At 62.4% G+C, this 22,018-nt stretch carries 17 protein-coding genes and 2 pseudogenes; 2 read left to right on the forward strand and 17 right to left on the reverse strand.

Annotation, left to right across the window (positions count from 1 at the left end):
- Positions 1-130: 130 nt before the first annotated feature.
- A complete protein-coding gene (gene speD, locus BA022_RS11415) occupies positions 131-541 on the forward strand; it encodes an adenosylmethionine decarboxylase (RefSeq protein ID WP_011804197.1) in 411 nt (136 codons plus the stop codon).
- A complete protein-coding gene (gene speE / locus BA022_RS11420) occupies positions 541-1,503 on the forward strand; it encodes a polyamine aminopropyltransferase (protein WP_088887559.1) in 963 nt (320 codons plus the stop codon). The genes speD and speE overlap by 1 nt, the downstream gene beginning before the upstream one ends.
- Positions 1,504-1,694: 191 nt before the next feature.
- On the opposite strand, the gene BA022_RS11425 is transcribed toward speE, so the two are convergent.
- The 17 genes and pseudogenes from BA022_RS11425 to BA022_RS11505 all read right to left on the reverse strand — a co-directional run bounded on the left by BA022_RS11425 (position 1,695) and on the right by BA022_RS11505 (position 21,881).
- Positions 1,695-2,477 carry an amino acid ABC transporter ATP-binding protein gene (locus tag BA022_RS11425; protein ID WP_011804195.1) on the reverse strand — a complete coding sequence of 261 codons (783 nt, stop codon included), beginning with the start codon at positions 2,475-2,477 and terminating at the stop codon, positions 1,695-1,697.
- On the reverse strand, positions 2,458-3,111 hold the full coding sequence (locus BA022_RS11430; RefSeq protein WP_012655708.1) for an amino acid ABC transporter permease: 654 nt from the start codon (positions 3,109-3,111) through the stop codon (positions 2,458-2,460). Before BA022_RS11430 ends, BA022_RS11425 begins: the two co-directional genes overlap by 20 nt.
- Positions 3,112-3,269: 158 nt before the next feature.
- Complete coding sequence (locus BA022_RS11435; protein WP_041835888.1) at positions 3,270-4,070, reverse strand: amino acid ABC transporter substrate-binding protein; 801 nt, start codon at positions 4,068-4,070, stop codon at positions 3,270-3,272.
- Positions 4,071-4,386: 316 nt separating this feature from the next.
- A complete protein-coding gene (locus BA022_RS11440) occupies positions 4,387-5,865 on the reverse strand; it encodes a glutamate synthase subunit beta (RefSeq protein WP_088887560.1) in 1,479 nt (492 codons plus the stop codon).
- Between the two features lie 63 nt (positions 5,866-5,928).
- The gene (locus BA022_RS11445; protein ID WP_088887561.1) at positions 5,929-10,662 is read right to left on the reverse strand and encodes a glutamate synthase-related protein; all 4,734 of its coding nucleotides are present in this window, start codon (positions 10,660-10,662) and stop codon (positions 5,929-5,931) included.
- Between the two features lie 181 nt (positions 10,663-10,843).
- The gene (locus BA022_RS11450) at positions 10,844-11,545 is read right to left on the reverse strand and encodes a transposase (protein ID WP_088887562.1); all 702 of its coding nucleotides are present in this window, start codon (positions 11,543-11,545) and stop codon (positions 10,844-10,846) included.
- An 82-nt stretch (positions 11,546-11,627) separates the two neighbouring features.
- Complete coding sequence (locus BA022_RS11455) at positions 11,628-12,557, reverse strand: class I SAM-dependent methyltransferase (protein ID WP_228403571.1); 930 nt, start codon at positions 12,555-12,557, stop codon at positions 11,628-11,630.
- The gene (locus BA022_RS11460; RefSeq protein WP_088887563.1) at positions 12,554-13,186 is read right to left on the reverse strand and encodes a DUF1415 domain-containing protein; all 633 of its coding nucleotides are present in this window, start codon (positions 13,184-13,186) and stop codon (positions 12,554-12,556) included. Before BA022_RS11460 ends, BA022_RS11455 begins: the two co-directional genes overlap by 4 nt.
- Positions 13,187-13,259: 73 nt before the next feature.
- Positions 13,260-14,432 carry a deoxyguanosinetriphosphate triphosphohydrolase gene (locus BA022_RS11465; RefSeq protein WP_370633096.1) on the reverse strand — a complete coding sequence of 391 codons (1,173 nt, stop codon included), beginning with the start codon at positions 14,430-14,432 and terminating at the stop codon, positions 13,260-13,262.
- A 57-nt stretch (positions 14,433-14,489) separates the two neighbouring features.
- Entirely contained in the window at positions 14,490-15,593 is a 1,104-nt protein-coding gene (aroB, locus tag BA022_RS11470) for a 3-dehydroquinate synthase (RefSeq protein ID WP_088887564.1), read from the reverse strand.
- Positions 15,594-15,664: 71 nt separating this feature from the next.
- A pseudogene (pilQ, locus tag BA022_RS11475) lies at positions 15,665-17,754 on the reverse strand (type IV pilus secretin PilQ).
- Positions 17,751-18,107, reverse strand: a pseudogene (locus tag BA022_RS11480) (pilus assembly protein PilP); the annotation flags it as partial. The pseudogenes BA022_RS11480 and pilQ, both read right to left, overlap by 4 nt.
- 148 nt (positions 18,108-18,255) lie before the next feature.
- A complete protein-coding gene (locus tag BA022_RS11485; protein WP_088887271.1) occupies positions 18,256-19,287 on the reverse strand; it encodes an IS5 family transposase in 1,032 nt (343 codons plus the stop codon).
- Positions 19,288-19,293: 6 nt separating this feature from the next.
- A complete protein-coding gene (locus BA022_RS11490; RefSeq protein WP_228403573.1) occupies positions 19,294-19,530 on the reverse strand; it encodes a pilus assembly protein PilP in 237 nt (78 codons plus the stop codon).
- Positions 19,527-20,201: a type IV pilus inner membrane component PilO gene (locus BA022_RS11495; RefSeq protein ID WP_088887565.1), complete on the reverse strand. Its 675-nt coding sequence runs from the start codon at positions 20,199-20,201 to the stop codon at positions 19,527-19,529. The genes BA022_RS11490 and BA022_RS11495 overlap by 4 nt, the downstream gene beginning before the upstream one ends.
- 1 nt (position 20,202) lies before the next feature.
- Positions 20,203-20,814 carry a PilN domain-containing protein gene (locus BA022_RS11500; RefSeq protein ID WP_088887566.1) on the reverse strand — a complete coding sequence of 204 codons (612 nt, stop codon included), beginning with the start codon at positions 20,812-20,814 and terminating at the stop codon, positions 20,203-20,205.
- Positions 20,811-21,881 carry a pilus assembly protein PilM gene (locus BA022_RS11505; RefSeq protein WP_088887567.1) on the reverse strand — a complete coding sequence of 357 codons (1,071 nt, stop codon included), beginning with the start codon at positions 21,879-21,881 and terminating at the stop codon, positions 20,811-20,813. Before BA022_RS11505 ends, BA022_RS11500 begins: the two co-directional genes overlap by 4 nt.
- Positions 21,882-22,018 lie beyond the last annotated feature (137 nt).

Here is a 22,018-nt window from a genome sequence, read left to right on the forward strand (position 1 = left end):
CTGCGACATTCCCTTTTCTTCCGTTGCGCGTCTGCCTCCCGGCAGCGTGCTGGTCGGTACCCGGCGGACGGCGTCCGACCGCGGCGCCGTTTCCTGCCACCCCCGCAGAAAGAGAAAAGGCTCCAGATCAATGAAGAATCTCCAGTCCGTCGTCCCCATCCCGGCTCCTGTCCCCCAGCGCCAGGCCACGGGCCTGCACCTGATCGGCGACCTGTATGGCTGTCTCTGCGACAGCCGCCTGATGTTGGACGCCGCGCACCTGGAATCGTTCTGCAAGGAGCGCGTGGCCGCCGCCGGGCTGACCACCGTGGGCAGCCTGTTCCACAGCTTTGGCGAAGGCGGCGGCGTCACCGGCGTGGTGGTGTTGGCCGAGTCGCACCTGTCCATCCACACCTGGCCCGAGGCGGGCTACGTCACGCTGGACGTGTACGTGTGCAACTACACCGAGAACAACCGCCCCAAGGCGCAGAAGCTCTTCGACGACCTGCAGGCCGCCTTCAACCCGGCCGATCCGCACCTGCACCGCGTCGACCGCGCCTGATGAGCGGCGCCCTCACCGCACAGGCCACGCGCTACGTGGCCGAGCGCCTGAACGCCGACTTCGGCTTTTACCTCAGCGACCGCCGCCTGCTGGCCGAACGCCAGTCGGCCTGGCAGCACATCGAGGTCTTCGACAACCCGCAGTTCGGCCGCGTGATGCGCATCGACGGCTGCTTCATGACCAGCGAGCGCGACGAATTCTTCTACCACGAGCCGATGGTGCATCTGCCGGCCATCGCCCACCCCGGCGTGCGCCGTGCGCTGGTCGTGGGCGGGGGGGACGGCGGCGCCGCCGAGGAGCTGCTGAAGCTGCCCGGTATCGAGCAGGTGGTGCTGGCCGAGCTGGATGGCGAGGTGATTACCATGGCCCGCGATTGGCTGGGCCAGATCCACCGTGGCGCCTTTGACGACCCGCGCCTGGAGGTGCGCCTGGGCGACGCGCGCGCCTTCATCGGCCGGACCGAGGAGCGCTTCGACCAGATCGTCCTGGACCTGACCGACCCCTTCGGCCCTGCCGTGGAGCTGTACACCGTGGAGTTCTACGCCGCCTGCCGCCACGCGCTGAACCCGGGCGGCGTGCTTTCGCTGCACCTGGGCTCGCCCGTGCACCTGCCCGAGAGCCTGGGGCGCATCGCCGCCTCGGTGCGCGCGGTGTTTCCCATCTTCCGCCCCTATCTGCAGTACGTGCCGCTGTACGGCACGTTGTGGTGCATGGGCATGGCATCGGACAGCACCGACCCCGCCCGGCTCAGCGCCGACGAGGTGGACGCACGCATCGCCGCGCGCGGCCTGGGCGATCTGCAGCTGTACAACGGGGCCGTGCACCATGCGCTGCTGGCGCAGCCGAACTTCGTGCGTGCGCTGCTGGATCGGCCTGCGCTGCCGCTGCACAGCGGGGATGTGCTGGAAGAGGTGCGGGACCCGGCGGAGTTGCCGGAGGTGGTGGTGTCCGCTGCCGCGTAATGTCTAGCCCAATCGCCGCCTAGCGCTTGCTGGGCGAGCGCTGGCAGCTATCTTTTTTAAGCCCCTGCGCAGGGTTGGATGTCGCTGGCCGAGGACGTCCCCGCCAGCGACACAGAATCCCATTAGCTATCAAAAACATAGCTCCCAGCGCTTATTCCATCGCCGCTAGAGCCCAATTCGGCGCTAGACCTTCAAAGCATGTGCTGCAGGAACGCCCGCGCCCGCTCATGCCCGGGATCGGCAAAGAACTCCCCGGCCGGACGCGCCGCGATGAGTTCGCCCTGGTCCATGAAGGCCACGGTATTCGCCACCTCGCGCGCAAAACCCATCTCGTGCGTGACGACCAGCATGGTCATGCGCTCCTCGGCCAGCTCGCGCATGGTGCGCAGCACCTCGCCCGTGAGTTCGGGGTCCAGCGCCGAGGTGGGCTCGTCGAACAGCATGATGTCGGGCTCCATGCACAGCGCACGCGCGATCGCCACGCGTTGCTTCTGGCCGCCCGACAGGCGCGAGGGATAGTTGTCCCGCTTCTGCGCCAAGCCCACCTTGTCCAGCAGGGCCTCGGCGCGGGCGATGGCCGCGTCGCGCGCCAGGCCCTGCACCACCATGGGCGCCTCGATCAGGTTCTCCAGCACCGTGAGGTGTGGGAACAGGTTGAAATGCTGGAACACCATGCCGGTCTTGGCGCCGATGCGGCGCACCTCGGCATCGGACACGTAGGCGCAGCGCCCCTGCGCGTCGGTCGTGGCCAGGGTTTCGCCTTCGATGGCGATGTGGCCGCTGTCGATGGTTTCCAGGTGGTTCAGGCAGCGCAGAAAGGTGCTCTTGCCGGAGCCCGAGGGGCCGATCACCGCCACCACCTCACCGCGGTGCACCGACAGCGACACGCCGCGCAACACCTGCACATGGCCGAAGGCCTTGCGCACGTCGCGCGCCTCGATCATCTGCGTGGCGTCACTGGTCAAACTTGGCATAGCGTTTCTCCAGGCGCTGGAAGCCCCAGGTGAGCACCAGGGTCATGACGAGATAGAAGGCGGCGGCGACGATGAAGGGCGTGGTCGTGAAGTCGCGCTGCACGATGCCGCGCGCGGCGCGCAGCAGGTCGTTCAGGGCCAGCACGTAGATGAGGGACGTGTCCTTGACCAGGGTGATGGTCTCATTGCTCATGGGCGGCAGGATGCTGCGCACCATCTGCGGCAGCACGATGCGGCGCATGGTCTGGCCGTAGCTCATGCCCAGCACCTTGGCGGCTTCGTACTGGCCACGGTCCACCGACTGGATGCCGGCGCGGAAGATCTCGGCGAAATAGGCCGCGTAGTTCAGCGCGAAGGCCGCCACGGCGGCGGGGAAGTCCGGCAGGCGCACGCCGATCACCGGCACGAAGGGCAGCGCGAAGTAGATGAACAGCATCTGCAGCATGAGCGGCGTGCCGCGCATGAGCCAGATGTAGCCATTGACCGCCGCCGACAGGGGCGCAAAGCGCGACACGCGCGCCAGGGCCAGCACCAGCCCCAGGGGCACGGCCAGTACCAGCGTGATCGCAAACAGCTTCAGGGTGACCGCGGCGCCTTGCGCCAGCGGCCCCAGAAGGGAAAGAACGTAGTCCATACGGAGCCTCAGCGTGCGGCGCCAGCACAGCTGCGGCGCCGCGTTCCCGGCATTGTCGCGGCTCGGGGCCTCGACGAAACAACACCGGCCGCCCTGTTCCAAGGCGGCCGGTGCCGGGGTCGCGCCCCTTGCGGGAGAAGAAGCGCGAAGGGTCTTGCTTACTTGATGATGTTCTTGCCGAACCACTGCTCGGCAATCTTGGCGGCGCTGCCGTCCTGCTTCATGTCGGCCAGCGCCTTGTCCAGCTTGCCATGCAGTTCAGTGTCGTCCTTGCGCACGCCCACGCCGTACTCTTCGGTGCCAAAGTTATCGTCCAGCACGGCGTACTGGTCAGGCTTCTTGGCCACGTAGTAGCGGCCCACCACTTCGTCCACCACCACGGCTTCCAGGCGGCCGGTGGTCAGGTCCATCAGGGCGGTCACGTTGTCGCCGAAGGTCTTGAGTTCCTTGAACGACTTGAAGACAGCCTCTTCCTTCTTGATGGCATCCACGGCGCTGGAGCCTTCCTGCGCGCCGACGACCTTGCCGGCCAGATCGGCCTTGGCCTTGATGGCGGAGCCAGCGGGCACCACGATGATCTGGTGGTTCTCCATGTAGGGCGCGGTGAACAGGATGTTCTGCTTGCGCTCCTCGGTGATGGTCAGGCCGTTCCACAGCGCATCCACGCGCTTGCCGGACAGCTCGGCTTCCTTGGCGCTCCAGTCGATGGGCTTGAACTCCACCTCCACGCCCAGGCGCTTGGCGGCTTCCTTGGCCATGTCGATGTCAAAGCCCACCAGCTCGTTCTTCTCGTCGCGGAAGCCCATGGGCGGGAAGTTATCGTCCAGGCCCACGACGATCTTCGTGACGGCGGCCGGGGCGGGTGCAGGCGCGGCTGCGGGGGCGGCGGGTTCCTGCTTGGAGCAACCCACCAGCACGGCGCCCAGGGTCAGCAGGGCAACGGCGGCAAACTTCTTCATGGTGTAGCGATTCTTGAAAAGAACAGTCGGAACGAACAACCGGCCCGGGCACGCCGCTCGACCAGGAAGGTCGCGCAGCAAGCCCATGACCGGGCAAACCCTGAATTGTCCCACCGATGCGGAGACTGCGCCCACTCGCAGCGCTGGAACGGGGGATTTGATGCCAATAACTGCCGCAGCGCCCGTCCAGCAAGCGCGAGAAGCTATCAAAAAATAAGCACAACGGCGCCCAGGGCGCCGTTGTGCGGGTAGACGGGTAAGCAGACTGCGGCTGCGACCGCCTTCTGTAATTGCCCAATGGCGAGGGATTCCCGCCTCAGCGCGGCAGACTGCTTTCCCCCATCAGGAATTCATCCACCGCACGCGCGGCCTGGCGGCCTTCGCGGATGGCCCAGACCACCAGCGACTGGCCGCGGCGCATGTCGCCGGCGGCGAACACCTTGGGCGCGCTGGTCGCATAGCCGCCGGTGAAGTCCGTCGTGGCCTGGGCATTGCCCCGCGCATCCTTGTCCACTCCGAAGGCGTCCAGCACGGCAGCCACCGGGCTCACGAAACCCATGGCCAGCAGCACCAGGTCGGCCTGGTATTCTTTTTCGGTGCCGGGGACCTCGATGAACTTGCCATCCTTGAACTCCACCTGCACGGTCTTGAGGCCCGTGACCTTCTTGCCGTCGCCGATGAACTCCTTGGTGGCGATGGCGAACGCGCGCTCGCAGCCCTCCTCGTGGCTGGAGCTGGTGCGCAGCTTGTACGGCCAGTAGGGCCACACCAGGGGCTTGTTCTCTTGGCTTGGCGGCATGGGCATCAGCTCGAACTGCGTGACGCTGGCCGCACCATGGCGGTTGCTGGTGCCCACACAGTCGCTGCCCGTGTCACCGCCGCCGATGACGATGACGTGCTTGCCGTCCGCGCGGATCTGGCCCTTGAGCTTGTCGCCCGCGTTGACCTTGTTCTGCTGCGGCAGGAACTCCATCGCGAAGTAAATGCCGTCCAGTTCGCGCCCCGGCACGGGCAGGTCGCGCGACTGCTCGGCGCCACCCGTCAGCAGCACGGCGTCGAAGTCCTTGCGCAGCTGCTCGGGCGTGATGGTTTCCTTGGACCAGTTGGTGACCTTGCTGCCTTTGCCCAACCCGTCCTTGGCCGCGCCGATGAAGACGCCGGTACGGATCGTCACGCCCTCGGCCACCAGTTGCTCCACGCGGCGGTCGATGTGCGCCTTGTCCAGCTTGAAGTCGGGGATGCCGTAGCGCAGCAGGCCGCCCACGCGGTCGTTCTTCTCGAACAGCGTGACGTCATGCCCGGCGCGCGCCAGTTGCTGCGCGGCCGCCAGGCCCGCCGGGCCGGCGCCCACCACGGCCACTTTCTTGCCCGTCTTGCGGGCAGCCGGCTGCGGCTGCACCCAGCCGTGCTCCCAGGCGCGGTCGATGATGGCGTGCTCGATGCTCTTGATGCCCACCGCGTCGTCATTGATGTTCAGCGTGCAGGCGGCCTCGCAGGGTGCGGGGCAGATGCGGCCGGTGAACTCGGGGAAGTTGTTGGTGCTGTGCAGCACCGCGATCGCGCTCTTCCAGTCCTGGTGGTAAACGAGGTCGTTGAAGTCCGGGATGATGTTGTTCACCGGGCAGCCGTTGTTGCAGAACGGCGTGCCGCAATCCATGCAGCGGGCGCCCTGCAGCTTGGCCTGGGCGTCATCAAGGCCGATGACGAATTCCTTGTAGTGCTTGAGGCGCTCGCCAACGGGCTTGTAGCCCTCCTCGATGCGCTCGTATTCCATGAAACCTGTGGTCTTGCCCATGATCGTGGTGTCCTGTCTTTGTGCATGCTGCCGCAGCGGGGCCCCAGGCCCCGCCCGCGCGAGTTACTTGGCGGCTACCGCTTCTGTTTTAGGAGCTGCTACCGCAGGTGTAGCCTGCTCTTCCAGCACTTTTCTTTCATAGATTTCCGACAGGGCACGCTTGTACTCGGTCGGGAAGACCTTGACGAATTTGCTGCGCGACGCGGCCCAGTTGTCCAGGATCTCGCGGGCGCGCTTGCTACCCGTCCAGCGGCTGTGGTCCTCCAGCAGCTTCTTGAGCAGGGCCTCGTCCGTCTGGTCGCGGTGCCAGATGCCGCGGCCCATGTGGACCGCCTGCTCCTCGCCCGGCAGGATGCGCTCCAGCGTCACCATGGAGAGGTTGCAACGCGAGTCGAACTTGCCGTCCTCGTCGTAGACGTAGGCAATGCCGCCGCTCATGCCCGCCGCGAAGTTGCGGCCCGTCTTGCCCAGCACCACCACGGTGCCGCCGGTCATGTACTCGCAGCCGTGGTCGCCCACGCCCTCGACCACCGCCGTGGCGCCCGACAGGCGCACCGCGAAGCGCTCGCCCGCCACGCCGGCGAAGAACGCCTCGCCGCTGGTGGCGCCGAACATCACGGTGTTGCCGACGATGGTGTTGCCCACGGCCTCGCCGCGGAACTCATGGCTGGGGCGCACGATCACGCGGCCGCCCGACAGGCCCTTGCCCGTGTAGTCGTTGGCCTCGCCCGTCAGGTTTAGCGTGACACCCTTGCACAGGAACGCGCCGAAGGACTGGCCGCCCGTGCCCTCGAAGTGGATACGCACGGTGTCGTCCGGCAGCCCTTCGGGATGCACCTTGGTCACCGCGCCCGACAGCATGGCGCCCACCGAGCGGTTGACGTTCTTGGCCACCTCCATGATGCGCACGCTCTCGCCGCGCTCGATGGCGGGCTTGCAGCGCTCGATGAGCTTCACGTCCAGCGACTTCTCCAGCGCATGGTCCTGCGACTCGACGTGGTAGCGCGCCACTTCCGGGCCGACGAGCGGCTGCGCGAACAGGCGCGAGAAATCCAGACCCTGGGCCTTCCAGTGTTCGATGCCCTTGCGGGTGTCCAGCAGGTCGGTGCGGCCGATCAGCTCGTTGAAGCTGCGCACACCCAGCTGGGCCATGATCTGGCGCACTTCTTCGGCGATGAAGAAGAAGTAGTTCACCACGTGCTCGGGCTTGCCCGAGAACTTGGCGCGCAGCAGCGGGTCCTGCGTGGCCACGCCCACCGGGCAGGTGTTCAGGTGGCACTTGCGCATCATGATGCAGCCCTCGACCACCAGCGGCGCGGTGGCGAAGCCGAACTCGTCGGCGCCCAGCAGCGCACCGATGACCACGTCGCGGCCGGTCTTCATCTGGCCGTCGGCCTGCACGCGAATGCGGCCGCGCAGGCGGTTGAGCACCAGGGTCTGCTGGGTTTCGGCCAGGCCGATCTCCCAAGGGCTGCCCGCGTGCTTGATGGACGACCAGGGCGATGCGCCCGTGCCGCCGTCGTGCCCGGCGATCACCACGTGGTCGCTCTTGCACTTGGCCACGCCGGCCGCAATGGTGCCCACACCGACTTCGGACACCAGCTTGACCGAGATGTCGGCATGCGGCGCCACGTTCTTCAGGTCGTGGATGAGCTGCGCCAGGTCTTCGATGGAGTAGATGTCGTGGTGCGGCGGCGGGCTGATGAGGCCCACGCCCGGCACGCTGTGGCGCAGCGCGCCGATGTAGTCGGACACCTTGCCGCCCGGCAGCTGGCCGCCCTCGCCGGGCTTGGCGCCCTGGGCCATCTTGATCTGGATCTGGTCGGACGAGGCCAGGTACTCCGCCGTCACGCCGAAGCGGCCCGATGCCACCTGCTTGATCTTGGAGCGCAGCGAGTCGCCATCCAGCAGAGGGATGTCGGCCTGCACCTTGTCGCTGCCGATGATGGACGACAGCGTCTCGCCCTGCTGGATCGGAATGCCCTTGAGCTCGTTGCGGTAGCGCTTGGGGTCCTCGCCGCCCTCGCCAGTGTTGCTCTTGCCGCCAATGCGGTTCATGGCAACGGCCAGCGTGGCATGCGCCTCGGTGGAGATGGAGCCCAGCGACATGGCACCGGTGGCGAAGCGCTTGACGATGTCCTTGGCGGGTTCGACCTCTTCCACCGGGATCGCCTTGGCCGGATCGAACTTGAACTCGAACAGGCCGCGCAGCGTCATGTGGCGCTTGGCCTGGTCATTGATGATCTGCGCGTATTCCTTGTACGTGCTGAAGTTGTTCGCACGCGTGGAGTGCTGCAGCTTGGCGATGGCGTCGGGCGTCCACATGTGCTCCTCGCCGCGCGCACGCCAGGCATATTCGCCGCCGGCGTCCAGCATGGTCTCCAGCACCGGGTCGTCGCTGAACGCGGCCAGGTGGGTGCGGATGGCTTCCTCGGCGATCTCGAACACGCCGATGCCTTCCACGCGGCTGGCCGTACCCGTGAAGTACTTCTGCACCGTGTCGCTGTTCAGGCCCACGGCTTCGAACAGCTGCGCGCCGCAGTAGCTCATGTAGGTGGACACGCCCATCTTGGACATGATCTTGGACAGACCTTTCCCCACCGCCTTGACGTAGTTGTAGATGGCCTTGTCGGCAGACAGATCGCCGCTGAGCTCCTGGTGCATGTCCACCAGCGTCTCCAGCGCCAGGTAGGGGTGCACCGCCTCGGCGCCGTAGCCGGCGAGCACCGCGAAGTGGTGCACTTCGCGCGCCGTGCCGGTCTCCACCACCAGGCCGGCCGTGGTGCGCAGGCCCTCGCGCACCAAGTGCTGGTGGATGGCCGACAGCGCCAGCAGCGCAGGGATCGCCACCTGCGTAGCGCTCAGGTTGCGGTCGCTGATGATGAGGATGTTGGCGCCGCCCTTGATCTCATCGACGGCCTGCGCGCACAGCGAGGCCAGCTTGGCCTCCACGCCCTGCTTGCCCCAGGCCAGCGGGTAGGTGATGTCGATGGTGGCGCTCTTGAACTTGCCGTGCGTGTGCTGCTCGATCTGGCGCAGCTTGGCCATGCCCTCGAAGTCGAGGATGGGCTGGTGCAGCTCCAGGCGCATCGGCGGGTTCACCTGGTTGATGTCCAGCAGGTTGGGCTTGGGGCCTACGAAGGACACCAGGCTCATCACGATGGCCTCGCGGATCGGATCGATCGGCGGGTTGGTCACCTGCGCGAACATCTGGCGGAAGTAGTTGTACAGCGGCTTGTTCTTGTCCGAGAGCACGGCCAGCGGGCTGTCGTTGCCCATGGAGCCCACGCCCTCCTCGCCGTTCTTTGCCATGGGGGCGAGCAGGAACTTGATGTCCTCCTGCGTGAAGCCGAAGGCCTGCTGGCGGTCCAGCAGCGGCAGCGCGGACGCGGCCGGCTGCACGGCCGATTCGCCCACCTTCACGTCATCGAGCTTGATGCGCAGGTTCTCGATCCACTGCTTGTAGGGCTTGGTGTTGACGATGTTGGCCTTGAGCTCGTCGTCTTCGATCAGGCGGCCCTGCTCCAGGTCGATCAGCAACATCTTGCCCGGCTGAAGGCGCCATTTGCGCACGATCTTGCCGTCCGGCACGGGCAGCACGCCGGCTTCGGAGGCCAGGATCACCAGATCGTCGTCGGTCACCACGTAGCGCGAGGGGCGCAGGCCGTTGCGGTCCAGCGTGGCGCCGATCTGGCGGCCATCGGTGAACACGATGGAGGCCGGGCCGTCCCACGGCTCGATCATCGCGGCGTGGTACTCATAGAACGCGCGGCGGCGCTCGTCCATGGACTCGTGCTGCTCCCACGGTTCGGGGATCATCATCATCACGGCCTGGCTGATGGGGTAGCCGGCCATGGTCAGCAGTTCCAGGCAGTTGTCGAAGGTGGCGGTGTCGGACTGGCCGGCAAAGCTGATGGGGTACAGCTTCTTCAGGTCTTCGCCCAGCACGGGCGAGGCCATCACGCCTTCGCGCGCCAGCATCCAGTTGTAGTTGCCGCGCACGGTGTTGATCTCGCCGTTGTGCGCGACGTAGCGATAGGGGTGGGCCAGCGGCCACTCGGGGAAGGTGTTGGTGGAAAAGCGCTGGTGTACCAGGCCGATGGCCGAGACGCAGCGCTCGTCGGCCAGGTCCTTGTAGTACACGCCCACCTGATCGGCCAGCAGCAGGCCCTTGTAGACCACGGTGCGGCTGCTCATGCTGGGCACGTAATATTCTTTGCTGTGCTTGAGCTTCAGGCCCTGGATGGCGGCGCTGGCCGTCTTGCGGATCACGTAGAGCTTGCGCTCCAGCGCGTCCTGCACGATCACGTCGGAGCCGCGGCCGATGAACACCTGGCGCAGGATGGGCTCCTTCTCGCGCACGGTAGGCGACATCGGCATGTCCAGATTCACCGGCACGTCGCGCCAGCCCAGCAGCACCTGGCCCTCGGCCTTGATGGCGCGCTCCATCTCTTGCTCGCAGGCCAGGCGGCTGGCGTGCTCTTTGGGCAGGAAGATCATGCCCACGCCGTATTCACCGGCGGGGGGCAACTCCACGCCCTGACGCGCCATTTCCTCGCGGTAGAGCTGGTCGGGAATCTGGATCAGGATGCCCGCGCCGTCGCCCATGAGCTTGTCGGCCCCCACGGCGCCGCGGTGGTCCAGGTTCTCCAGAATTTTGAGCGCGCCGGTCACGATGTCGTGCCGCTTCACGCCCTTGATATGGGCCACGAAGCCCAGGCCACAGGCGTCGTGTTCATTGCTGGATGCATACAGGCCGTGCTGTTGCAGATGCTGGATTTCGGCAGCCTTGGTCATGGCGCGCTTCCTCAAAGATTCGCAGGGAACGCAAGCGTAGTGCAACGCAACATGGCGGCGCAAGCATTTTAATTGGGGTCAGATACCAAAAAGTCGGCGCACTTTATTGGTGCATTTTTATTAGGGACATATCAATTTCAGGAGCAGAAAACCCAGTCATTACAAAGGAAGTGCAGGCCAGTTACGGTTTGGGTGGAACCACGGAAGCGGGACGCCCCGCGCGTGCTCGGGTGAGCCGACGGGGGGTCAGCTGTTGCAGAGTCTGCACAAATCCGTCATCCCCCAGGGCCCAGCCATTCAGGCCCGACTGCGTCAGTGCCGCCTGTTCGCTGGCGGAAATTCCCGCCTGCACGAGTGCGGCATAGGCCGCGTCGCGGGCAAAGGGGGTGTTGCCCAAGGCCCAGTAGAGGGCATGCGGCGTGATGAGACGGTCACTGCGCAGGCCGATGTAGTGGCCGTGGCTGGACCACCGGAAGTCAGCCGCCGCGGCGCACAGGCCCGCGCGCACGGGGTTGAGGTCCAGATATGCCATGCAGGGCAGCAGATAGCGCTCCGCCTGCAATACGGCGCTGCGGTAGCGCCCTTCCCATAGCGTGCCCGAACGCCCATGGCGCTGGTTGAAGCGCCGCACATAGCTGCGCCCCACGGCTTGCATCATCAGAGGCAGCGATTTGCCCTCCTGCGGCGTGGCCAGCAGGTGGAAATGGTTGTCCATGAGCACATAGGCGTGCACCGCCACCTGCTGCTGCCGCGCATGCTCGACCAGCAACGACCACATGAGCTCCCGGTCCGCGGCATCCAGGAAGATCGGCTGGCGGTTGTTGCCGCGCTGGATGATGTGGTGCGGGTAGCCAGCGAGGGCGAGGCGGGGAAGGCGGGCCATGAAACCGTCTTGGGACCGTTCAATTGCTCTTAAATTTATAGCTTCTAGCGCTTCATTGGCGGGCGCTCGAGGCTTAAATGGCTCATGCCGCCACCGACCCGGCGTCATCCAGACCGAAGCGCGACCCCAGGGCCTGCGCCAACCCGAACTCTTCGAGTATGGCCGCCAGCCGCTCGCGCGCGCTGCGCTTCTTCTGGCCGGTGTAGCGCGCCAGGATCAGTTCGTTCTTCATGCTGTGCTCCCAGCCCACCAACTCCGTCACCGTGACCTGGTAGCCGCTGGCTTCCAGATGCAGGCACCGCAACACATTGGTGATCTGGCTGCCCATCTCGCGCGTGTGGATCGGGTGGCGCCACAACTCGGCCAGCGGCGTGCGCGACAGGCTCAGCGCCTTGGTGCCGCGCAGGCAGGCCGCCACCTCGGCTTGGCAACAAGGCACCAGCACCATGGCACGCGCCTGCTTGCGCAGGCCGAAGGCAATCGCATCATCAGTCGCCGTGTCGCAGGCATGCAGCGCAGTCACGATGTCAAAGCGCTCGGGCAGCTCTGCCGCGCCCGCGGCATCCGCCACCGCCATGTCCAGGAAGTGCATGCGTGCGAACCCCAAGCGCCGCGCCAATTCACGTGAACGCTGCACCAATTCCGCGCGCCACTCGATACCGTAAATCTCGCCACGGCCGAGCTGCTTGAAGAACAGGTCGTAGAGAATGAAACCCAGATAGGACTTGCCCGCGCCATGGTCGGCCAGCAGTGGCGCGTGGCCATCGGCGGACAGCTCGGCGAGCAGTGGCTCGATGAACTGGTAGAGGTGATAGACCTGCTTGAGCTTGCGGCGCGAGTCCTGGTTGAGCCGTCCCTCGCGCGTGAGGATGTGCAGTTCCTTGAGCAACTCCACGGATTGGCCTGGCCGCAGTTCGGCCAGCACCGCAGCGTCGGCGGCGCCCGTCTGCTGCGTGCCCGACTTGGCACGCGCACTGCGGTGCGGCTGCCCGGTGGTGGTAGAGCGGCTCATACTTGCGGAGCACCCTTTGCAGGCGCGCCCACCGGCCAGTGGGGCCCCACGTCCAGATCGGCCCACCCGGCCGCGCCCAGGCGCTCCAGCAATTCCATGTTGCGCTCGAAGATCTCTTGCGCCTCGGGAAACACTTCCACCGCGCGGTCGATGCTTTCCTCGCGCAACAAATGCAGCGTGGGATAAGGCGCGCGGTTGGTGCAGTTGGTCACATCGTCAGCGAGGGTGCCCTCGAACTGAAAGTGCGGGTGAAACGACGCAACCTGCAGGATGCCCGCCAGGTCCATGGATTCGACGAGCTCGTCGGCCAACTCCAGGAAATCGTTGAAATCCAGAAAGTCCGGCATGGCCAGCGGCGCGATGAGCAGCGTGGTGTCCCGCTTTTCGGGAGAGGCTTCGGCCAGCGCCTCCAGCTCGGCAGCCAGGTCTTGCAACAGTTCACGCGCATCCGTGGCATGGCTCACCACGTAGTGGATCTGGTCCTTCACATGCACGCTTTTGGCGAACGGGCACAGGTTGAGTCCGATGACGGCACGCTCGAGCCAGCGCACCATGTCCGCCACAACCACGTTGTCATCGCAGGCGGCTGCATCCTGGCGGGGCTGGTCGGGCATAGGGCTAGTGGTCATGGCAGGCGTGGTCTGAAGAGGGCTCGCATTGTATGTCTCTGCCCTGCCGCACAGGCGGACCGGGGCTGGCGCGTCAGGCCAGCAAGCGCTGACCGGTCAAGCGTTCGTGCTCTCGGGCGGCGAACCGGTCGGTCATGCCTGCGATGAAATCCGCCACCGTGCGCGCACGGCGTGCATCGTCGCCATCCAACGCCCAGCCGGCCTGCGCAGGTGGCATTTGCCGCGGGTCCGCCTGGTAAATGGCGAACAGGTCGCGCACCACCTGGCGGGCACGGTCCGTGGTCTGCATGACCTGGGGATGGCGGTACAGCGACTGGAACAGGAACCGCTTGAGTACCTGCGACTGCGCGCGCATGGCCTGCGAGAAGCCGACCAGGGCCGGCAGCCGGCGCACCGCTTCCACGTCAGCGGGCGCATGCTCTGCCAGCGCTGCGCGCGTGGCATCGATCACGTCGTACACCTGCTCGCTGAGCATGCGACGGATGGCCTCGCTCAGTAAACGGCGCCGCCCTTCGGACTGCGCGAGATGCGGGTAGTCGTTCTGCGCTTGCGCGCGGTAGCGGTCGAACAGCGGTACGTCGCGCAACTGCTCCAGCGTAATCAGGCCCGAGCGCACACCATCATCGATATCGTGGGCGTTGTAGGCAATCTCATCGGCCAGGTTGCACAGCTGCGCCTCCAGGCTCGGCTGCTGGCCGAGGAGGAAACGCCGCCCCACACCGCCGGGTTCGCGCGCCTCCAATTGCTCGGCGTTGCGCCGCGAGCAGTGCTTGAGGATGCCCTCGCGCGTCTCGTAGGTCAGGTTGATGCCATCGTAGGCGGGGTAGCGGTCTTCCAGCGTGTCCACCACACGCAGGCTCTGCAGGTTGTGCTCGAAGCCTCCATGGTCCGCCATGCACTCGTTGAGCGCGTCCTGCCCTGCATGGCCGAAGGGCGTATGTCCCAGGTCATGCGCCAGGCAAATGGCCTCGACAAGGTCCTCGTTCAGCCTCAGCGACCGCGCGATGGAACGCCCCAACTGCGCAACCTCCAGCGAATGCGTGAGCCGCGTACGGAACAGATCGCCCTCATGGTTGAGGAATACCTGAGTCTTGTAGACCAGCCGCCGGAACGCGGTGGAATGCACGATGCGGTCGCGGTCCCGCTGGTATTCCGTACGCGTAGGCGCCGGCGCCTCGGGATGGCGCCTGCCCTGGGTGCACGCCGAATGACAGGCATACGACGCCAAATGCGTCTCAAGCACCAAACAGCCCCATAACGCCCATCAGACAAGCGCAATCAGCTACTATTTTTATAGTAAACATTAGGACGCACAGCACTGGTCGATGACTTCGCGCACCAGCGCATCCGGCGCGGCGCGCATGATGGCTTTGCCGGGTCCGTCGATCAGCACGAAGCGGATCTCACCGCCTTCTGCCTTCTTGTCCACGCGCATGAGTTCCAGATAGCGCCCCGCATTGTCCTGCGCGTCAAGCACCGGTCCCCGTGTGGGCAGACCGGCCCGCTCGATCAGGCGCGTGAGGCGTTCAACGAAAGAGCCATCCACCAAACCCAGCCGCTGCGATAGATGCGCAGCCATCACCATGCCTGCGGCAACCCCTTCGCCATGCAGCCACACGCCGTAGCCCATGCCCGCCTCGATGGCATGGCCAAAGGTATGGCCGAAATTCAAAATGGCACGCAGCCCGGCTTCGCGTTCATCCGCGCCTACCACCGCCGCCTTGATCTCGCAGCTGCGCTTGACCACGTGGGCCAGCGCGCCGCGCTCCCGCGCGACGAGCGCGTCCATGTGGGCCTCGAGCCAGGCAAACAACTCCATGTCTGCGATCGGCCCGTACTTGATCACCTCGGCCAGGCCCGCCGCCAACTCGCGCGCCGGTAAAGTGTCCAACGTGTCCAGATCACATACCACCAACTGAGGCTGATAGAACGCGCCGATCATGTTCTTACCCAGCGGATGGTTGATGGCAGTCTTGCCGCCCACCGACGAATCCACTTGCGCCAGCAATGTGGTGGGCACCTGCACGAAGGGCACGCCGCGCATATAGCACGCCGAGGCGAAACCGGTCATGTCGCCGATGACGCCGCCGCCCAAGGCGAATAAAACAGTTCTACGGTCGCAGCCGTGCTGCAGCAAACCGTCAAAGATCAGATTCAGCGTATGCCAATCCTTGTGTGACTCGCCATCTGGCAAGACGACTTCGTGCAGCTGCGCATATTGCATCCGCAAGGCATTCCGCAATCTCTGTGCATACAACGGTGCAACCGAGGTATTGCTGACAATGAGCGCGGCGTACGCTGCGGGCAAGCCCTTGTAGGTGCCTGCATTCTCCAGCAGACCGTTGCCGATATAGATGGCGTAGCCCCGATCCCCTAGTTCGATCTGTACCGTAGCCATCTTCGCCATACACGCCACTCCATCTACCCAATAAAAACAGGGAGTGAACCACCCCCTGTCGAACTAACTGAACACGTGCCTCAGCGTACCGGCCCGCGATCTGTGATGACCTTGGGAGTAATAAACACCAGCATCTCCCGCTTGGTGGACTCCTTCGTTCTATTTTTGAATAGATTCCCGACCACGGGAACGTCACCCAAGACAGGTATTTGTTCTCTTGGTTGGTTTCTTCCATCTCAAAAATACCCCCGATCACGACAGTGCCGCCGTTCTCGATCAACACTTGGGTCTTGATGTGCTTAGTATCGATGGCCACCCCCTGCGTGGTGCTCTCTCCTCGACTGTCCTTGTTGACGTCCAGATCAAGAATGATGTTGCCCTCAGGGGTGATCTGAGGCGTCACTTCCAGTTTCAATACGGCTTTCTTGAAGGCGATGGTTGTCGCACCGTTCGGAGCGGTAATCGAATAGGGGTATTCCGTGCCCTGTTCGATGAGCGCCTTGGTCTGATCAGCCGTAATTAAGCGAGGACTGGAAACGATCTTGCCCTGCCCATCCGCTTCCATGGCAGACAACTCCAGAGAGAGGAACCGACTGGCGTTGGAATTGAAGATCGACAATGCAAATGATCCGACAGTGGAGACCCCTGATAAAGACGCAGGCAGGCTAACGAACGGCGACATGCCGCTCCCCCCGGTGGGGCCGGCCACATTATCATAGGTACCGCCAACTGCACTTCCGCCTGTGCGCGATCCTCCGCCGAGTCGCACCCCCAAGGAACGGCCAAACGTATCCCGCGCTTCCACGATACGCGCCTCGATCATCACCTGCCGCACCGGTACATCAAGCGTCGCCAACAACTGGCGAACTTCTTCAAGTTTGGCCGAAGTATCCGTAACAAATAGCTGATTGGTGCGCGGCTCCGAGATTGCACTCCCGCGATCCGACAGGAATCGATTGGAGTAACCGCTCGTGGACGATCCACCCTGACTGCTCATGGTCAGCTGGGTGACCATGTCGGCGGCTTTTGCATAATTCAATTGGAAAGCCTGGGTTCGCAAAGGCTCCAGTTTCTGAATCGCTAAAGCGGCTTCGTAATCCTTCTTCGTGCGCTCGTCTATTTCATCTTTGGGCGCGATCCACAGTACCGTGCCAGACTTGCGCATACCAAGCCCCTTGGCGTCCATGATGATCTGGAGAGCCTGATCCCAGGGAACATCCTTCAGCCGCAGGGTCAAAGCACCGGTAACAGTGTCCGATGTGACAATATTGAAATTAGTAAAGTCCGCAATCACTTGCAACAACGAACGAACTTCAATATTTTGAAAATTCAGGGAGAGTTTCTCTCCAGAGTATGCAGGACCTTGCGTCAATTTAGTCAAATCAACCTTCTTCGGCCGCACCTCGACTACAAACTGATTATCACTTTGATAAGCGCTATGCTCCCATTCACCAACAGGGTCAATTGTCAGACGCACACGCTCACCCTGTTGTGATGCAGTAATGGTTTGCACGGGCGTACCGAAGTCAGAAACGTCCAGTTTGCGGCGCAGGCCTTCGGGCAACGATGAACGCAGGAAATCAACAATCAGCCCCTTACCCTGCTGCTGCAAATCGACGCCCACCTGATTGTTAGGCAACCCAACAACAATACGACCGGCCCCATCTGTTCCACGTCGAAAATCAAGATCCTTCAGCGGCAAATTGTCAATATTTTGACTTTCTGCGAATGTCGTCACCTGAGGAGGAGGCATCTTTGCAGCCGAGGACGCAGCATCCAACAGCACCAGGACTGTCTTGCCTTGCAACTCTGCGCGGTAAGAAGTGGGCTGCTTGAGATTCAAGACTACACGCGCCCGCGCTCCTGCTTGCACAATGTTGGCAGACTTGACATTCCCCTGATTGATATCTATTGATGAGCGCCCGGTCCCATTGCTCACTCCAGGAAAGTCCAGTGCAATGCGCGCAGGGTTTTGGATAGAGAACCCAGTGGGCAATTCTGCTTGCGGCTCAGAAAATTCAATCCGCAGAACTTCGGCGCCACCTTGCAAAAAACCAGAGATGGAATCAATAGATCCGCGAGCTTGCGCCACAGACACCGTCAGCGCAGCCACAACTGCAGCTCCCAACATACGCCAGCACGCGTGTAAACGAAGCTTCTCTTGAATCATTTCTTCACCTCATTCCCCTCTTGCAGATCCAGTGTTGTCATACGCTCTACCCAATCGCCCGTCGGATCTTGGACAATCTCTCGCAGGCGCATATTGGTCTCGGTAATACCGACGATTTTCCCGTAGTTTTGTCCTAGATAGTTACCCGCCCGGACTTGATACAGCAACTTATCGACACTGATCAATGCGGTAGGTATACCTGCCTTATTCATGCTTCCCACCATCCGGATTGCATCGAGCGGATACGCCTCCAACGGCTCCTTCCGCCTTGCCATTTCCGGGGCAATCAGTGAAGCATTAGCCGCTGATTCTGCCGAATCCCGCCGCAAAGCCAATGTCAGTTTCATTGAATTAAGGAAGCGCTGATCAATGCGCGCTACGCGCGAGCCCACCGAAGTTTGCTTGTCTGATTTTCACGATGCGAATTCAGTCAGTCGGTTCTGGTCAGTTTTGGACCCTCGCGGGGTGGTTTCACGCCCCTGCCGGGGCCATTGGCCGCGCTCAGGACGCACCTCGGGTGTCAGGTGCCAACAGCGTTCGCTTGGCAATCACCAAATTGGCCAGACCGAACAGGCTGTACAGCTGCGCCCCGTTCTTGGCCAGCCCCTTGTAGCGGACCTTCTTGTGACGGAACAGGTTCTTCACCACGTGGAAGGGATGTTCAACCCTCGCGCGGATCTGCGCCTTGGTGCGCTCCACCGCTTGAACCAGCGCCTTCAGCGGACCTTCGGCCATCTTCTTGATCTTGCCCCGCTTGGCCGCCACGACCCATTCGATGTCGGCCATGATGCGTCCCTGCGCTTGCGCCTGTGTGACCTCTTCGCGCTTCTCAACGCCGGTGTAGCCCGCATCCAGATGAACCTTGGTTTCCTGTCCATGCAGCACCTCGTGCGCATGGGCAACGTCGCTCTCGTTGGCTGCCGTCGTGTGCAGGCTGTGCACCAAACCCGACTGCGCGTCAGCCCCGATGTGCGCCTTCAGCCCGAAGTGCCACTCGTTGCCCTTCTTGGTTTGGTGCATCTCGGGATCACGCGCGTGATCCTTGTTCTTGGTCGAGGGCGGTGCCGCGATGATGGTGGCGTCCACCATCGTGCCCTCCCGCAGCAGCAGGCCTCGCTCGGCCAGGTGGGCATTGATGCCCTCGAACAGCGCCGCCGTCAGCTGGTGCTCTTCGAGCAGGCGACGGAACTTCAGCAGCGTCGTGGCATCGGGCACCGATTCCCGCGCCAGGTCGATGCCCACGAACTCGCGCATGGACTGGCTGTCGTACAGCGCGTCTTCCACCGCCTCGTCTGCCAGACCAAACCACTGCTGCAGGAAGTACATGCGCAGCATGCGCGCAATGCCGATCGGCTGACGGCCCACCCTTCCCGCGCTCGGATACTTCGGCTCGATGAGCGCTTCCAGTCGCGCCCACGGCACAACCTGTTCCATCTCGGCCAGAAACTTCTCGCGCCGCGTGACGCGCTTCTTCTGCGCAAACTCGTAGCTGGCAAAGCTCATCTGCTTCGTCGGGGGTGGGCGTTGCTTCATGAGTGTCTACGCATGCAGGTTTCGGGCCGTATTGTTCAGCGTTTCCTTAAACGGATCAATACCACTATCCGAAACATAATCTTGGGGGAAGAATTGCTTAGGCTCTTTCAGCGGAGTAATACGCGGCTTGGTTGTTGCGCGCAACTCCGACATCCACTGACGAAGCTCTTCTTCCCCGCTGGGTCCGCATCCCGCCAGCGCAAAGACAGCACTCAAGGCAATCAGGGCAGTAATCCGCTTCATTTCTTGCCCCCCTTAGCCGCCTTCTGCGCCTGTATCTCCTCAGGATCCAGATAACGGAACGTTCTTGCTGTCGCCTCAAGCGTCAAATTGCCGGCTACATCCTTTGAAATAGGAGTAATTGCCAGATTGTTCAAGGTAACAATGCGGGATAAGTTGGCCACATCTGAGGCAAAAGCACCCATGTCGTGGTACTTTCCTGCCACGCGAATAGCAATAGGCAGCTCAGCGTAATAGTCCTTGACCACTATTTGCCCGGGCCTAAACAATTCAAATTGCAGACTCCGCCCAAGCCCCGCCTGGTTGATATCAGAGAGCAGAGCAGACATTTCCGCCTTGCTAGGCAGTTGCTTTTCCAATTGAATCACATATTGCTGAATCTGTTCTCGTTGTTTTTTTAACGCTTCCAGACTGACCGCCTTAACCAGCTTTTTCTGGTAATCCTCCCGAAGTGTCTGCTCTGTATTCCGCTCGGCCGTCAGTTCTTGCTCATACTCAGTCAACTTAAAGAACCAAAGAAAGGTAGCGACGCCCGCAGCGATGAGTGCACAAAGCAATGCACGGGGCAACACTGGCCACAAAGAAGGATCTTTAGGATCTAAGTTGTGAAACTGCCGTTGCAGATCCCCCTGCAGCTTTGCGAAATCAAGTTTTGGCTTATTCTTTTTTGCCATGTTACTTCCTCGCAGCCACGGCACTGGCGGCCTCCATTGCCTTCTGCGCTTCGGCGCTTCGCACCAGCCGGAAACGCAGATTAAAAGAGGCAACCCGACGCTGGTCCTTTGGAGTTAAGGCAACATTTGCTGCGACGATTTCCACCAATTCCGGCTTCGAAAACCATGGGGTATTGCTGGCAAGATTGCGCAGCATTTCAGAGACGCGCTCATTAGACTGAGCCATACCCTGCATAGTTACAGTTTGGTCTATTTGCTTCAAACTGGTGATATATACACCATCAGGTAATTGCGCTACCAATTCATTAAGGAGGTGCACAGGCAAATTTCGATCAGATTGCAAGTCCTCTACTGCTTTCTGCCGCGCTTGTAGAGCTGCAATTTCTTCTTCAATAGTCGCGATTTCCTTGATTTGTCCCTCAAGGACTCCGATTTCGCTTCGTAGAAAATTATTGCGATCTTGCTGGTCAGTGATCATCATCTGAAACCACCAATAAATAGCCGCAGCAATGGCAAGCCCCACCAATGCAGAAGCGAGCATGACGGCTTGAAACGCCTCCCGCCTGCGTTTACGAGCAGCCTCCCGATGCGGGAGTAGGTTGATAAGAATCACTGCAGGAACCTCCGCATTGCCAGCCCACAGGAGGTCAAGTAGGACGGCGCCTCGCGCACCATCTTTTTGAGGCGAACCCCCCCGCCCACTTCCATGCCATCAAAGGGGTTGATGACGCTGCACGCAAACCCCGTGTTCTGAATGACGGATTCCGTCAAGCCAGGCAGAGGGGCAGATCCGCCTGCGAGCATGATGTGATCCACGCGGTTGTATGGTGTACTCGTAAAGAAGAACTGCAGCGCGCGGCTGATTTCCTGAGCGAGACTGTCCACGAAGGGGCGCAGGACAGCAGATTGATAGTCTTCAGGCAAGTCGCCATTGCGCTTCTTGCCCTCCGCTTCTTCTTGTGAAAACCCATATTGGCGCACGATCAACTGGGTCAACTGCGCACCACCAAAAGCTTGGTCGCGTTCATACAAGACATCGTCATTCCGAATGACCTGCATGCTCGTCGTCATTGCCCCCACCTCAAAGAGGGCAACGACCGCATCGGCGCCCCGATTGGGCAACCCTTCAATTAGCCGCCCTGCTGCCAAGCGTGCCGCATGCGACTCAATGTCGACGACCACGGGCTTCAGTCCGGCCGCCTCCGCGAGGCCTTGACGATCTTGCACCTTCTCTTTGCGAGAGGCCGCAATCAGCACGTCGACATCGCCTGGCGCGCTCTTGCTGGGGCCCACCACGCAGAAGTCGAGGCTCACCTCGTCCAGCGAAAAAGGAATGTACTGGTTGGCTTCGGATTCCACCTGCACTTCCAGTTCCTGCTCGGACATCCCGCCGGGCAGCGTGATGCGCTTGGTGATCACAGCAGAGGATGGCAATGCAAGGGCGACATTCTTGGTTTTGGTCCCGCTCTTCTTTACAACGCGACGCAACGCCTCGGCGACTTCATCGAACTTTTCGATGTTGCCATCCGTGATCCACCCACGCTCCAGTTGCTCGATTGCACAGCACTCGAGAACCAGCGCCCCTCCCTTATCTCGCCCCAACTCCACCAGCTTGACGCTGGAAGAACTGATGTCCACACCCAGCAATGGGGCAGACTGACGACTGAACAACGACCCCATTGAGATCAAGGTGCCCCTCCGCTACTTATCTATATGACGCAACAAAACTTAACACTTCACATGAATGCTATCAGCAAGGTTCTTCACCAGCCAAGAGTTTTACCTTTCTCACACAAAAGCGGCGTTGTCAAAAGCAG

Origin of the sequence: Diaphorobacter nitroreducens, assembly GCF_002214645.1 — a bacterium.
In the GTDB taxonomy this organism is placed as follows: Bacteria; Pseudomonadota; Gammaproteobacteria; order Burkholderiales; family Burkholderiaceae_C; genus Diaphorobacter; species Diaphorobacter nitroreducens.

Bases quoted from the DNA above. Each gene is read 5' to 3' on its own strand.
- BA022_RS11425 (WP_011804195.1), bottom strand. From the start codon at position 2,477: ATGCCAAGTTTGACCAGTGACGCCACGCAGATGATCGAGGCGCGCGAC.
- BA022_RS11450 (WP_088887562.1), bottom strand. From the start codon at position 11,545: ATGGCCCGCCTTCCCCGCCTCGCCCTCGCTGGCTACCCGCACCACATC.
- speE (WP_088887559.1), top strand. From the start codon at position 541: ATGAGCGGCGCCCTCACCGCACAGGCCACGCGCTACGTGGCCGAGCGC.
- BA022_RS11490 (WP_228403573.1), bottom strand. From the start codon at position 19,530: ATGAAGCGGATTACTGCCCTGATTGCCTTGAGTGCTGTCTTTGCGCTG.
- BA022_RS11455 (WP_228403571.1), bottom strand. From the start codon at position 12,557: ATGAGCCGCTCTACCACCACCGGGCAGCCGCACCGCAGTGCGCGTGCC.
- aroB (WP_088887564.1), bottom strand. From the start codon at position 15,593: ATGGCGAAGATGGCTACGGTACAGATCGAACTAGGGGATCGGGGCTAC.
- BA022_RS11505 (WP_088887567.1), bottom strand. From the start codon at position 21,881: ATGGGGTCGTTGTTCAGTCGTCAGTCTGCCCCATTGCTGGGTGTGGAC.
- BA022_RS11445 (WP_088887561.1), bottom strand. From the start codon at position 10,662: ATGACCAAGGCTGCCGAAATCCAGCATCTGCAACAGCACGGCCTGTAT.
- BA022_RS11430 (WP_012655708.1), bottom strand. From the start codon at position 3,111: ATGGACTACGTTCTTTCCCTTCTGGGGCCGCTGGCGCAAGGCGCCGCG.
- speD (WP_011804197.1), top strand. From the start codon at position 131: ATGAAGAATCTCCAGTCCGTCGTCCCCATCCCGGCTCCTGTCCCCCAG.
- BA022_RS11435 (WP_041835888.1), bottom strand. From the start codon at position 4,070: ATGAAGAAGTTTGCCGCCGTTGCCCTGCTGACCCTGGGCGCCGTGCTG.
- BA022_RS11460 (WP_088887563.1), bottom strand. From the start codon at position 13,186: ATGACCACTAGCCCTATGCCCGACCAGCCCCGCCAGGATGCAGCCGCC.
- BA022_RS11485 (WP_088887271.1), bottom strand. From the start codon at position 19,287: ATGAAGCAACGCCCACCCCCGACGAAGCAGATGAGCTTTGCCAGCTAC.
- BA022_RS11495 (WP_088887565.1), bottom strand. From the start codon at position 20,201: ATGGCAAAAAAGAATAAGCCAAAACTTGATTTCGCAAAGCTGCAGGGG.
- BA022_RS11440 (WP_088887560.1), bottom strand. From the start codon at position 5,865: ATGGGCAAGACCACAGGTTTCATGGAATACGAGCGCATCGAGGAGGGC.